Origin of the sequence: Dokdonia sp. Dokd-P16, assembly GCF_003095655.1 — a bacterium.
In the GTDB taxonomy this organism is placed as follows: Bacteria; Bacteroidota; Bacteroidia; order Flavobacteriales; family Flavobacteriaceae; genus Dokdonia.
In genome coordinates this window covers 2,752,778-2,767,180 of the sequence record NZ_CP029151.1, presented here as the reverse complement: position 1 = coordinate 2,767,180, position 14,403 = coordinate 2,752,778, and the positions used below count along the sequence as shown (strand labels likewise).

Genomic DNA, 14,403 nt, shown 5'->3' with positions numbered 1-14,403 from the left:
TAGAAATGTCAATATACAACTAACAACACACATAGTTAACGCCTAGGCAAATCACTCTCTTCATCTTTTAATGGAAGCTCAGAACTTCCCATTAAAAACTTATCTACGTGATGTGCTGCTTGACGCCCTTCAGAAATTGCCCAGACGATAAGTGATTGCCCTCTACGCATATCACCTGCTGCAAATATCCCCGAGACATTGGTGCTATAATCAGTTGCCTTAATGTTACCTCTCAAATCTGTGTCGAGATGTAATTGGTCAATTAATGTTTTTTCTGGTCCGGTGAAACCTAATGCTAGAAATGCCATGTCACATTCCCATTTTTTTTCTGAATTAGGAACTTCTTTTAGTTCACGTCTACCACTTTCATGAGTAATCCACTCCACCTCTGAAGTAATTAATCCTGTTAGATTTCCAGCAGCGTCCCCCACAAATTCTTTGGTTGATATACTAAACACACGATCAACCCCTTCTTTATGTGAAGAACTTGTGCGCAGTCGCATAGGATAATATGGCCAAGGCTGTTCTGTAGGTCGCTCTACAGTAGGCTTATTAAGAATCTCAAAGTTAGTCACACTACTTGCTCCTTGCCTATTACTCGTGCCTATACAATCAGAACCTGTATCTCCCCCTCCTATTACAACAACGTTTTTACCGGTTGCTACAATTTCTTCTTCCCAATCATTTAGACCATCTTGACGCTCATTATTTTGTTTTAAAAAATCCATTGCTTGATACACTCCTTTGAGATGAGCACCCTTAATGGGAATAGATCTTCTCACAGTAGCCCCACCGCAAAGTACAATAGCATCATACTCATCTTGGAGCGCCTCTACACTTATATTTTGCCCAACATTTGCATTCGTTTTAAAGGTAATCCCCTCTTCTTCAAGAACCTCAAGACGACGGTCTATTACATTTTTCTCCATCTTAAAATCTGGAATTCCATAACGTAATAATCCGCCTACTTTTGCGTCTCTTTCAAAAACAGTTACCGTATGTCCAGCTCTATTGAGCTGTTGTGCTGTAGCAAGTCCAGAAGGTCCAGATCCAATAACAGCAACAGATTTCCCCGTACGTTTTAAAGGTGGTTGCGCTATAATCCAACCTTCGTCAAATGCACGCTCTACTATATTTTTTTCAATATTTTCAATACTTACAGGGTCTTCATTAATACCAAGAACACAAGCCTCCTCACATGGAGCAGGACAAAGTCTTCCTGTAAATTCTGGAAAATTATTTGTCGCATGCAGTATCCCTGCAGCCTCTTGCCAGCGACCTTTATACACTGCATCGTTAAAATCTGGTATGAGGTTCCCTAGTGGGCATCCAGAATGACAAAACGGAATCCCGCAATCCATACATCTTCCTCCCTGCTTTTTGAGATCTGACTCTTCAAGAGGAACGGTAAATTCTTTATAATTTTTTAAGCGTTCCTCCGGAGCTACATAGCTCTCATCTTTACGCTTATATTCTAAAAATCCTGTTACTTTTCCCATCTCTTAGTTTGCTAATTTTTGTTCTTCCTCTAACCTAATTAAAGCCTGGCGGTATTCTTCTGGTAACACTTTCGTGAAATTGCCTATTTCCACATCCCAATTTTCTAGAAAACGTTGTGCTAGTGGAGATTGTGTGGCATTATAATGGTTTTCAACCAACTGTCTAAGCTCCTCACGGTCTTGAGTTTCTTCTACCTTTAAGAAGTTTAAGCCTTCTGAGTTTGCTTTTCGCGAAAGCGAGCTATCAACATCATACACATATGCAATTCCGCCACTCATTCCAGCCCCGAAGTTTCTTCCCACAGCTCCTAAAATCACTGCTACTCCTCCTGTCATATACTCACAACCATGATCACCTATACCTTCTACCACAGCTCTAGCTCCCGAGTTACGTACACAAAAACGCTCTCCAGCCTTTCCATTAATGTAAGCCTCTCCAGCAGTGGCACCATAAAATGCTACGTTTCCAATAATGACATTATCTTCAGGAATAATGGTCGCCTCTACAGGTACTTTTACAATCACTTTTGCGCCAGAAAGCCCTTTACCTATATAATCATTTGTATTTCCAGTTACCGAAAGTGTAAGTCCATGCGTTGCAAATGCCGCAAAACTCTGCCCAGCCGAACCTTCAAAGTTGATTTTTAATGTATTTTCTGGCAATCCATTAACTCCATAAATTTTTGAAATCTCATTACTTAAAATGGCTCCTACTGCTCTGTCTTCATTTGTAATCTTAAGATCAAGCGTGGTTTTCTCTTTTCTGAATAATGCAGGGTGTGCCTGAGATATAATTTTAAAATCTAATGCCTTTTCTAAATCGTGATCTTGCTTTTCGATATTTCTCAAGGATTGCCCTTCCTTAACTTCTACTTTATGAAGAATAGGAGACAAATCGAGTCCTAATGCTTTGTACTGATCGATAGTCTTGTTGCGGTCTAGCTTTTGTACTTGCCCGACCATCTCATCTACCGTCTTGAAGCCAAGCTTTGCCATAATCTCACGAAGCTCTTGCGCTACGAAATACATGAAGTTTACCACATGCTCCGGCTTTCCTTTAAAACGTTTACGCAACTCTGGATTTTGTGTTGCAATTCCCACAGGACAAGTATTTAAATGACATACACGCATCATAATACATCCAGAAGCTACTAGTGGTGCTGTGGCAAATCCAAATTCCTCTGCTCCCAAAAGACATGCGATTGCTACGTCTCTACCGGTTTTAAGTTGGCCATCACACTCTAACCTCACACGACCACGCAAATCATTCATAACGAGTGTTTGCTGTGCTTCGGCGAGTCCTAACTCCCACGGAAGCCCCGTATGTTTTAATGAAGTAAGTGGCGTTGCACCTGTACCTCCATCATGCCCAGAGATTAAAATCACATCTGCCTTAGCTTTTGCAACACCTGCGGCCACAGTCCCTACACCTACTTCTGATACTAATTTCACATTAATACGTGCCTCTCTATTTGCAGATTTAAGGTCATAAATAAGCTGTGATAAATCTTCAATTGAATAAATATCATGGTGTGGTGGTGGAGAAATCAATCCTACATATGGAGTAGAATTACGTGTTTTTGCAATTTCTGGATTTACTTTAGGCCCAGGCAACTGCCCTCCTTCACCAGGTTTTGCTCCTTGAGCCATTTTTATTTGAATCTCTGCAGCATTTGTCAGGTAGTTTGAAGTAACACCAAAACGCCCAGAAGCTACTTGCTTGATTGCACTGTTTTTCCAGTCACCATTTACATCTTTATAAAAACGCTCTTGATTTTCTCCTCCTTCACCAGAATTTGATTTACCATCTATACGATTCATCGCTACAGCTAGTGTCTCGTGTGCCTCTTTACTAATAGATCCATAAGACATTGCTCCCGTTTTAAAACGTTTTACTATATCCGTCCACGGCTCTACTTCGTCAATATCTATAGGATCATAGTTTGTAAACTCAAACAAGCCTCTAATAGTCATTAGTTGTTTAGCTTGATTATTTACACGATCTGCATATTCCTTATAAATTACTGGCTTATTGCTTCGTACAGATTCTTGAAGTTTTGCAATCGTAAGCGGATTAAATAAATGCGCCTCCCCATCTCTTCTCCATCTATACTCACCACCTATTTCTAGTGGTAAGTCTGCAGCAATTTCCTTTTTATCGTAAGCAGCTGTATGACGCTTACTTATTTCTCCTTCTAGTTGATGCAATCCTACACCCTCAATTCTAGTCACTGTGCGCGGAAAGTATTTTGAAACTACTTTTTTACTAATACCTATACATTCAAATAATTGCGAACTGCGATATGAATTAAGTGTAGAAATACCAATCTTATTCATCACCTTGAGCACGCCTTTACCTACAGCCTTATTGAAGTTTTGAATAGCCTCCTCTACATCTACACTAGCAAGCTCAAGATCTTCTGGGTGATTTTCTATAATCTCATTTACCATATATGGGTTAATCGCGCTCGCACCATAACCAAATAATAGTGCAAAGTGATGCACTTCCCTAGGCTCTGCAGACTCAATAATTAAACTTAATTGAGATCTCTTCTTATGAGTTGCTAGTCCGTTGTTTACATAAGAACATGCTAACAATGCTGGTATAGGTGCCTCTGTAATTGACGTATTTCTATCTGATAGAATAACAATATTTGCTCCCTCATCAAGCTGCTTGCTTACGTTTTGCAAGAGTTTTTCTAGTGCCTCCTCGAGGCCATTATGACCTCTCTCTACCTGATATAACATCGGTACAGAAACTACTTTGAAGTTTTTGTCATCTAGACTTTTAATCTTGTCTAAATCTTGTTTTGATATAACTGGGTTTTGGATTTTAAGTTTTCTACAATGCGCAGCATTAATGTCAAAAATATTATAATCGGCTCCCAGGGTTAGAGAAATATCTGTAATCAGCTCCTCTCTTATTCCATCAAGAGGCGGATTTGTTACTTGAGCAAACAATTGTTTAAAGTAATTATAAATGAGCTGCGGTCTTTCTGAAAGCGCAGCAATAGGAGCATCATTACCCATTGAACCTATAGGTTCTTTAGCATTTGCAGCCATGGGTAATATGATGGTATTTATATCTTCTTGTGTGTACCCAAAGGTGATCAAACGCTCCTTGAGTGGTGCTTCATTTAAAAATAGCGGACACTCATTATAAGGAATATCCCTTAAGTGAATTAAATTTTCATCAAGCCATTCTTGATACGGGTGACGCGTTGCAATCTCCTCTTTTATTTCCTCATCATTAATGATACGGCCTTGCGCCATATCTACTAGAAACATTTTACCAGGCTCGAGACGACCATGGAACTGCACATTGCTAGGCTCAATATCTACCACACCAATTTCAGAAGCCATAATCACGTAGCCATCCTTTGTCACAGAATAACGAGATGGACGCAATCCATTACGATCAAGTACCGCTCCTATATAATTACCATCTGTAAACGGGATAGACGCTGGACCATCCCAAGGCTCCATAAGGCAGGAATTAAATTCATAAAAAGCACGTTTTGCAGGAGACATCTCCTTATTTTTCTCCCACGCTTCTGGCACGAGCATCATCATTACCTCTGGAAGTGAGCGACCTGTCATTAATAGCAGCTCCACCACCATATCCATAGAAGCACTATCAGATTTGCCTGGGATTACCACTGGAAGAACAGCTTTAATATCCTCTCCAAAAAGCGGACTTTCCATAAGTTCTTCTCTGGAGTACATACGAGTTACATTGCCTCGCAATGTATTAATCTCTCCATTATGACACATATATCTAAAAGGCTGTGCAAGATCCCAAGTAGGGAATGTATTTGTTGAAAAACGCTGATGCACAAGTGCCAGGCGCGTCACAACCCTAGGATCCATCAAGTCTTTATAATAAACTTTAATGTCTTGAGGCATTAACAGCCCTTTATAAATGATTGTTTTGGTTGAAAAACTAGGTACATAAAAGAATGAACTTTCAGATAGCTTAGAATCATATATAGTGTGTTCTGCAATTTTACGTGCAGTAAACAACTTTAAGTTGAATGCAAATTCTGGAGTGGGTTTTTGTTGCGCTTTCGCGAAAGCGGGATTTTTATCACCACCGTCATATGAAACAAAGATTTGCTTTACAAAGGGCTCAGAAACCTGAGCAATCTCACCTAAGATAGATTTATCTACCGGCACATCTCTCCATCCTATAATATGAATGCCTTGATCTGTAAGACTCTTCTCAAACACCGAAATACAGTAATCTCGTTGATTTTGTTTACGAGGGAGAAACACATTACTCACTGCATAACTTCCTTCTTGTGGCAACTCAAAATCACAGCTCGCTTGAAAATAATCATGAGGGATATCTATAAGTATTCCTGCACCATCTCCCGTTCTTCCATCTGCACTTACCGCTCCTCGATGCTCTAGTTTTTCAAGAATTTCTAGTGCTTTGTGGATAATGTCGTTTGACTTTATTCCTTTTAAACTACAAATGAATCCTGCTCCACAAGCATCGTGTTCAAATTCTCTTAAATATAATCCCTGATCCTTAAGCATTGTCTACATTTTTATGGTAAAACCATTATTACTTATTCACAAGATAATCCTACTTATCTAAGGGTCAAAAATCACATCTCATTATTACGATTAATAAAATATAGATACTTAATATTTCACAAAAGTTCATTATTAGGTATGTTATTTTATCATATTCTGATTCTTAAATTATCTTAAAAACCACGAAAACGTTATAGCTATTTTAATGAATACTGTTAAAATCAACAATATCCTCAACAATAACGCTTGATTTTTAAAAAAAACGCAATAACCTCAAAACACATATCTCAATAAAATCACATTTTATTTGCCACACCCCTAATTTTATAGGGGTCATTTTAAAAAAACCATAAAAATTTACAAAACACCTGCATATTTCACACCCTTAACTAAATTTTAAGATACATTTGAGACCTAATCAACAAAATATCACACTCTTATGAAGTTCATTATTACGTTCTTAGTGCTGGCCATTACCACCACTTCCTTATTTGCTCAAGAAGAATCAACAAAGAAAAAATTTAGTGTAGAGGGAAGCGTCGATACTTACTTTAGACAAAATCTTTCTGGACCAAATGGTGAGGATGCTATCGCTCCAAACACCTCTTTTGCAAATCGCAATGGCTTTGCAATAGGTATGGCAAATGTGATAGGCTCTTTTGAAAGTGAAAATGGAAAAGTAGGTGCAGTCGCAGATTTAGTTTTTGGCCCTAGAGGTGAAGAAGCGGTTTTCCTATCTGGACCTTCTTCAAACATTGTAAACCAACTATACGTTTACTGGAATGTTTCGGAAAAAGTAAAACTTACTTTAGGAAATTTCAATACGTTCTTAGGTTATGAAGTAATCTCTCCCACTCTTAACTTCAACTACTCTACGTCTTATATGTTTTCATATGGACCATTTTCTCATACAGGTATAAAAGCAGATTTTACACTGTCTGAAGATTGGAGCGCAATGCTTGGTGTACTCAACCAAACAGATGCAACAGAATTTAATTTTGACAACGACTATACATTAGGCGCTCAATTAGGTTATAAAACCACTTACCTTAACTTTCTATATGGAAAACAAGGAGGAAGCACAGAAAGTACGTTCCAAGTAGATCTTACTACTGGTCACGATCTATCAGATGACTTTTACCTAGGTCTCAACGCTACATATAATGATACAGACGGAGCTTCATTTTATGGTGTTGCGCTATATCCACAATACAAAACATCAGAATCCTTTACACTAGGACTGAGAGGAGAATACTTTGCAGAAGCAGAAGGTGGTGCTGGAGCCATAGGAGGTTATGATGATGAAGGAGATGCATCTGTACTTGCAGTTACTCTTACTGGAAGTTATACCGTAGGTGATCTAACCATCAAACCAGAATTTCGTTTAGACAGTGCAAGTGAAGACACCTTCCTTGATACTGACCTTGAACCTAACAGCTCATTATCTTCATTTCTAATAGCAGGCATATATAAATTTTAAATACCCTAAAACATGAAAAAAATAGAAGCAATCATACGCAAATCCAAATTCTCTGCAGTAAAAAAAGCACTGCATGATGTAGGTGTAAACTTCTTCTCCTATTGGGATGTTACTGGACTTGGTAACGAAAAAAAAGGTTCTGTTTACCGCGGCGTGAGCTATAGCACCAGCGACATACAAAGACGCTATTTAAGCATCGTAGTAAATAATGAATTTGAGGAGATTACCATTAAAACAATTATCGAGTCTGCTCGTACTGGCGATGTAGGTGACGGTAAAATCTTTGTCTCAGATATAAGTGAGTGCTATCGCATACGCACCGGAGAGAAAGGAAATCAAACACTCAAGTAGTCTAAAAACTTATAATAATATAGCATTAACAACTTATGGAAATTTTAACTGTAAATAACGTATGGATGATGATCTGTACTGGTCTTGTTTTCTTCATGCACCTTGGCTTTTCATTTTTAGAAATAGGTCTTACTCGTCAAAAAAACACCATCAACATTCTCTTTAAGAATATTTTTATCATCACAGTAGGTCTACTACTTTATTGCTTAGTAGGCTTTAATCTTATGTATCCCGGAGAGTTTAATGGGTTTTTAGGCTTTGCAGGTTTTGGCCTAAATGCACCTCTTAACGCAGAAGGTGTTCTTGATCTTACTTATAACGAAGGCTACACCTACTGGACAGACTTCCTTTTTCAAGGGATGTTTGCAGCAACAGCAGCAACCATTGTATCTGGAGCCGTAGCAGAGCGTATTAAAATAGGTCCTTTTATGATCTTCGTATTACTTTATGTTGGATTTGTATACCCTATCGCTGGTTCTTGGAAATGGGGAGGTGGATTTTTACAAACATTAGAAACACCTTTTTATGATTTTGCTGGATCTACACTTGTTCACTCTGTAGGAGGATGGGCTGCACTCGTTGCCGTATTCTTACTGGGATCACGTATAGGGAAGTTTGATGAAAATGGTAAACCACAAGCCATCCCTGGACATAATGTACCACTCGCAACGGCAGGTGTACTTATCTTATGGTTAGGTTGGTTTGGCTTTAATGGAGGTTCTGTACTATCTGCAGATCCTGCGCTTACTTCACTTACACTTGTTACAACTTCACTTGCAGCAGCAGCTGGAGGAGTATTTGCTTTTCTTGTATCTACCTTAATGTATAAAAACTATGACCTCACCATGTTTTTAAATGGTATACTAGGAGGTCTTGTAGGTATTACCGCGGGAGCAGATGTAATGAGCCCTACAGATGCGATTGCCATAGGCGCTATTGCAGGAGCTATCATTGTGTTTGGTGTTGCGCTTGTAGACAAACTAAGACTAGACGATCCTGTAGGAGCTATTGCAGTACACTTAATTTGTGGTATTTGGGGAACACTTGCAGTGGGTATTTTTGGAAGCTTAGCTAGTGGAGCTCAATTTGTGAGCCAGCTTATAGGTGTAGGATCTTATGCTGTTTTCTGTATTATCACTTCATTTATTATACTGTTTGTTCTTAAGAAGACAGTTGGCATTAGAGTTTCAGAAACTGAAGAAATTGAGGGACTTGACCCTCACGAACACGGAATGAGTGCTTATCCAGATTTCCGTTTAAACGAGCATTAATATTGAGTTTTGTGCTATGTGTATGTAAGCCTCGACCATTTTTGGTCGGGGTTTACTGTTTTTAGGGTTTTTGGTTTTGCTTTCGCGAAAGCGTAATAAATTTAATTACCTTAGAGTAATGAATGAAACACCCACTACAGTTACAAATATCCTGATGGTTTGTCTAGGAAACATATGCCGCTCTCCCCTTGCCGAAGGTATTTTAAGATCTAAACTAGATGCAACCCATTTTAATGTAGACTCCGTAGGCACAGGAGACTGGCATGTGGGAAATCCGCCAGACCCTAGGAGTGTAAAAGTAGGTTTATCTCATGGTGTAGATATCTCAGGACTTAGAGGACGACAGTTATCTGAAAGTGACTTTAATGATTTTGACCATATTTATGTGATGGATCAAAACAATCTAGAAGATGTGCTAGCGAAAGCAACTACTGACGAGCAACGCCGTAAAGTGGTAATGATTCTTGATGTGGTTTTTCATGGAGAAAAAGTAGATGTTCCAGACCCATATCATGGAAGTGCAGAAGACTTTGAGAGAGTGTATGAAATGCTAGATACAGCCTGTGACCAGATTGCAAAAGAACTAGCGTAATTTATTACATCATACATCTCATTAGAAATTATAGACATTGCAAAAGTAACTATTGCCCATATCCCGCGATGTAATTATATTGCAATCTATACCATAACCCCAACCTATAAACTACGTACCTATGAGTTCATTTACTGTTACTGGAAAATTATATCTGATACCCACTACTCTAGGTGACACAAGCGCACTAGAAGTAATGCCTATCTCTGTAAAAAAGGTAGTAGAATTTATAGATACGTACATCGTAGAAAATGAGAAAACGGCGCGTCGCTCCATTAAAGCGATATCTCCAGGTAAATCGCAGCCCTCATTAAAATTATTTCCACTAAATAAATACACAGATATTGCTGAGCTTCCATCTTATTTAGAGCCATGTTTACAAGGAGAATCTGTAGGGTTACTATCTGAAGCTGGAGTTCCAGGTGTCGCAGATCCCGGAGCAGAAGTCGTAAAAATTGCACATCAAAAAGGTATCCAAGTTGTGCCACTTGTAGGTCCATCATCTATACTTATGGCAATGATGAGTAGCGGTATGAATGGTCAAAACTTTGCTTTTAATGGATATCTACCTATTGACGCACAACAGCGCAAGCAAGAGTTAAAACGATTAGAACGACTATCTTCTGAGCAGGGACAAACGCAATTATTCATTGAGACTCCATATCGCAATAATAAAATGCTAGAAGACATTTGCAATACTGTTCATCCTGAAACACAAGTTTGTATTGCATGTGACATCACGCTTCCTACAGAATATATTGTAACAAAAAATGCTTCTTTCTGGAAAACTAATGCACCAGATCTACACAAAAGACCTGCTATTTTTATAATTCACAAGTCGTATTAACTTAGCGCCTTAAATTAGCTGGCCTAGGGTATTTTTGATGGATTTTTTTAATCATAGGTTCTAGACCATTTACTTTTATTTCCATCATTTCTTGAAGTAACCTTCCCAGCTTACCTTCTGGAAAACCTTGCTGTCTAAACCATACAAAATATGATTCTGGCAGATCTACTAGGTACCAACCTTTGTATTTACCAAAAGGCATTCTATAATAAGCCATCTCGATAAGGTGATCTTGTGCTTCTTTATGTATGTCTGCCATGCTTTTTATTTTTTAATCACCGTTTTACCCTCAATCGTTATTGCCGAACCTTCTATCAAATAAATAGAGGTAGGCTTCTGTGTTTGCAGGAAGCTAAATTTAGCACCATACATTGCGCTAAAGTCAATATCAAACGTTGCTTTCTTTATAGGATGATGATTCCATCGCGGGTGCGTCACCTCGTACTCATTCGTTTTAAACTTAGAAGGACTCGCATATCCCCAGTAATGTTCTGATATAAATTCCATCTCGCTATTCTTCTCGATGGGTTGTGAAGCTACAGCAGCCTCTATATCAATAGACTGCCAGGTACCATCTTTTTTCCATCCATATGAGATCTTACGCTCTTCATTTGTAATTTCCCACTCATGTCGCATGGGTAACGTTTCATAGCTCTCGTTATAGAGTGCGTTTGCTACAATAGAAATCGCAGGTTTAGGAACTACTTCTTTTATAAACACTGCTCCACGTTTCCAAATACCACCATCTTTTCTGCGCACATAAAAACGTAGATTAACTTCTTCAAAATTTACGTGAAAGGGGATTTTAATACCCTTTATGCGTGTATCCATAAACATAAAGGCAATGACACTCACATAACATTTGCCTTCATAAAAATCTAGCTCTGTTCCATAAGGGACATAGGGTTCTAAAAGAGCAGGCTCTACCTCATAATTAATAAAGGCAAGCTGTCGCCATGCTGCAGTAAGGAAGCTCATAGAGTTATAGTGTGATTGTGATTAATATAAAAAACTGCTAGCCTCACCTGGATTCTAAAGCAGTATCGCCTACTGCTGATACACTTTTACACCATCTACATACGTAGCAGCGACTTTTAAGTTAGGAATTTTATCCTCTTCTACCGTCATAATATCTTCATCCATGATGATGAAATCTGCAAACTTCCCAGTTTCAATACTTCCTTTCTCATCTTCTTCAAAATTTGAATAAGCAGCCCAGATTGTCATTCCTTTTAATGTTTCTTCTCTAGTAAGTGCATTCTCCATCTGGTATCCACCTTCTGGATATTGTTTAAGATCTTTACGAGCAACAGATGCATAAAACGTATAAAACGGACTTACCTGCTCTACAGGAAAATCTGTTCCTAGGATTACAATTCCAGATTGATTTAATAAGTCTTTGTATGCATATGCTCCTTTGATGCGCTCTGCTCCTACTCTATCTTCTGCCCAATACATATCGCTAGTAGCGTGTGTAGGCTGTACCGATGGTAAAATCTTATCGCTAAAAACGCCAAAATCTTCTCTAGAAACTATTTGTGCGTGTTCTACTTTCCATCTTGGATCTGTTTTAGATGCAAGTACTTTTTCATAAGCTCTAAGCACGACAACATTTGCACTATCACCTATTGCATGTGTATTCATTTGGAAATCTGCAGCGGCGATACGTTTTGCAAGATCATTCATCTCTTCAGATGGTGTGATCATCGCTCCAAAATGCCCATCCTTATCACTATAAGCCTCACGCATTGTTGCACCACGAGAACCAAGAGCTCCATCTCCGTACACCTTTATAGAACGCACATTAAGACGATCTGTTTTTACTTTTCCTGTAGTTAGGTAGTGATCTAGATTTTCTTCATTATTAGATAACATTGCATATACTCTCATTTGCAAACTTCCAGCTTGCTGAAGGCTATCTATAAGTTCTACAATGTTTTTGTTAAGACCTGCATCGTTTACTGTAGTTAGGCCGTAAGAAAAACAAAGCTCTTGTGCTTCTAGTAAGACTTGAGCACTTTCGGCAGTGCTAGGTTGTGGTAATACTGCGTCAACTAATGTTTGCGGTGTGTCAATAAGAACACCCGTCACTTTGCCATCTACAAGTACTACTTCTCCTCCACTTACCTTTGTAGAAGCGTCAATACTGGCAAGATCTAACGCTTTTTGATTTACTAAATATGCGTGACCATCCACACGTTCTAAAACAACAGGAACATCTGGAAATAAAACATCTAATCTATCTTTAGTTGGAAATTCTTTTACAGCCCAGTCATTCTGATCCCATCCTCTTCCTCTCAAGACTGTTGCATCAGGATTTGCCTTTGCAAACTCAGATACTTTTGCAATTACCTCATCATAACTTTCAGTACCAACGAGGTCTGCAATTTGGAGGTTTTGACCTAATCCATAAAAGTGACAGTGGCCGTCTATAAGTCCTGGCAATACTGTTTTTCCAGTAGCATCTATTATTTCAGCAGCTTCATACTTTTCAGTAATGTCGTTAGACGTACCTACTGCTATAAATTTTCCATCTTTGATTGCAAAAGATTCCGCTTTCGCGAAAGCGTTATCTACCGTATACACATTTGCATTTGTGACAATAAGATCTACAGATTGCTTAGTCTCGCAAGAGAATAATAAAGGAAGAATTGCTAAAGAATATAGAATTTTACGCATCGTTGGTTTTTTGTTTAAAAATACAAAAGACTCCTACTACGTTGATAATTTTTATCTAGGTTTATGAACCTCAAGATTAACTTTTGCATCTTGAAGGCGACCTATAATTGGGGTGAAGATCAATCTCTACATCATAAGTAATATTATATAGCTCCAAAACTGCGTCTATTCTATCTTTTTTGAGCTTTTCTTCGTGAAGCTTTAATGCGTATGTACTATACATCTTAATGCTATATGATAAAAACTTATAAGCGAAAATAAAAATAAAGAAAGGTAATCCATACAATTTAAAAATTACATAATATCCAGGGGATTTCATGGATTCAAGTATTGTATACATGTAGTATAGGAAATAAACTCCAACACCTATTAAGAATAATCCTAACATCCCAAAAATAAAAACACTAATATTCTTTGAGTGTTTTTCAGCTTTAGCATACTCAAAAACAACGTTAACCTCCCTTAACCGATTTTTAAATTTTGTAGAAAACAGTTTTTTTGAGCACGTGCGATTAAAATCCGGCTTGCGTTTTGTGAGATTACAAATAGAACCCTCACGCAAGTTTTTACGCTGGTGATTACAAAGTTCGCAGTGCCAATTATTATTCAATAGTCTCTAATATCTTAAATAACTGCTCATATCTTAATAACAGACTGGCCTAAAGATATACATTATAGAAAAAACCACCCTGACTCTGTACTACATTTTCAACATTTGAAAACTGTACATCTGAGTAGTTGTTTATATTACAACATTCTCCCTCTAGAAACTCCACGTTAAAAGACAAATCTGTTTCAAAGCCATCAGGAACGGCTATGCGCAATATCACATTAGAGCGACTTTCAGAAAAGGCATTAAGTGCCACTTGAGCTATTTGTGAATCAGCAGAAATTCCAGTAAAAAAAGGGAAGTCTGCATTGTTCGATACATCTGTAATTACTAACTCATCAAAAGAATATGTATCGTTAAAAAACACATCTTCTCCAGTTTCGGCATCTAAAAATTGTATAATAATATTACCTGACGCACAAGATACAGCACTACAGTCTGCTAGTGCACTATCTACATCACTACTACAAGAACTTAATATAATAATGAATGCTAGTGCACCTATTAATCTCTTCATAACCTTAGGGGTTTA

11 protein-coding genes are annotated in these 14,403 nt (G+C 38.1%); 5 read left to right on the top strand and 6 right to left on the bottom strand.

What is annotated here, in order from left to right; all coding sequences use genetic code 11:
• Positions 1-35 precede the first annotated feature (35 nt).
• Both DCS32_RS12350 and gltB read right to left on the bottom strand, forming a co-directional pair.
• On the bottom strand, positions 36-1,499 hold the full coding sequence (locus DCS32_RS12350; protein ID WP_108878550.1) for a glutamate synthase subunit beta: 1,464 nt from the start codon (positions 1,497-1,499) through the stop codon (positions 36-38).
• 3 nt (positions 1,500-1,502) lie between these two features.
• A complete protein-coding gene (gene gltB / locus DCS32_RS12345) occupies positions 1,503-6,041 on the bottom strand; it encodes a glutamate synthase large subunit (RefSeq protein ID WP_108878549.1) in 4,539 nt (1,512 codons plus the stop codon).
• 439 nt (positions 6,042-6,480) lie between these two features.
• On the opposite strand from gltB, the gene DCS32_RS12340 reads away from it, so the two are divergent.
• The 5 genes from DCS32_RS12340 to DCS32_RS12320 all read left to right on the top strand — a co-directional run bounded on the left by DCS32_RS12340 (position 6,481) and on the right by DCS32_RS12320 (position 10,582).
• On the top strand, positions 6,481-7,521 hold the full coding sequence (locus DCS32_RS12340) for a porin (protein WP_108878548.1): 1,041 nt from the start codon (positions 6,481-6,483) through the stop codon (positions 7,519-7,521).
• A 12-nt stretch (positions 7,522-7,533) separates the two neighbouring features.
• Positions 7,534-7,872 (top strand): P-II family nitrogen regulator, encoded by a 339-nt coding sequence (locus DCS32_RS12335; protein ID WP_013749505.1) that lies wholly within the window; start codon positions 7,534-7,536, stop codon positions 7,870-7,872.
• A gap of 35 nt (positions 7,873-7,907) precedes the next feature.
• Positions 7,908-9,143, top strand: a complete 1,236-nt coding sequence (locus tag DCS32_RS12330; RefSeq protein WP_108878547.1) for an ammonium transporter — start codon at positions 7,908-7,910, stop codon at positions 9,141-9,143.
• A 118-nt stretch (positions 9,144-9,261) separates the two neighbouring features.
• Positions 9,262-9,735 carry a low molecular weight protein-tyrosine-phosphatase gene (locus tag DCS32_RS12325; RefSeq protein ID WP_108878546.1) on the top strand — a complete coding sequence of 158 codons (474 nt, stop codon included), beginning with the start codon at positions 9,262-9,264 and terminating at the stop codon, positions 9,733-9,735.
• A gap of 121 nt (positions 9,736-9,856) precedes the next feature.
• Positions 9,857-10,582 carry an SAM-dependent methyltransferase gene (locus tag DCS32_RS12320; protein WP_108878545.1) on the top strand — a complete coding sequence of 242 codons (726 nt, stop codon included), beginning with the start codon at positions 9,857-9,859 and terminating at the stop codon, positions 10,580-10,582.
• 1 nt (position 10,583) lies between these two features.
• Here the strand turns inward: DCS32_RS12320 and DCS32_RS12315 are convergent, their stop codons facing one another.
• From DCS32_RS12315 to DCS32_RS12295, 4 genes are all read right to left on the bottom strand, one after another.
• Positions 10,584-10,841 (bottom strand): DUF3820 family protein, encoded by a 258-nt coding sequence (locus DCS32_RS12315; RefSeq protein WP_108878544.1) that lies wholly within the window; start codon positions 10,839-10,841, stop codon positions 10,584-10,586.
• A 5-nt stretch (positions 10,842-10,846) separates the two neighbouring features.
• A complete protein-coding gene (locus tag DCS32_RS12310; RefSeq protein WP_108878543.1) occupies positions 10,847-11,560 on the bottom strand; it encodes a YqjF family protein in 714 nt (237 codons plus the stop codon).
• 69 nt (positions 11,561-11,629) lie between these two features.
• The gene (locus DCS32_RS12305) at positions 11,630-13,261 is read right to left on the bottom strand and encodes an amidohydrolase (RefSeq protein WP_108878542.1); all 1,632 of its coding nucleotides are present in this window, start codon (positions 13,259-13,261) and stop codon (positions 11,630-11,632) included.
• Positions 13,262-13,920: 659 nt separating this feature from the next.
• On the bottom strand, positions 13,921-14,388 hold the full coding sequence (locus tag DCS32_RS12295) for a hypothetical protein (protein WP_108878540.1): 468 nt from the start codon (positions 14,386-14,388) through the stop codon (positions 13,921-13,923).
• Positions 14,389-14,403: the final 15 nt, after the last annotated feature.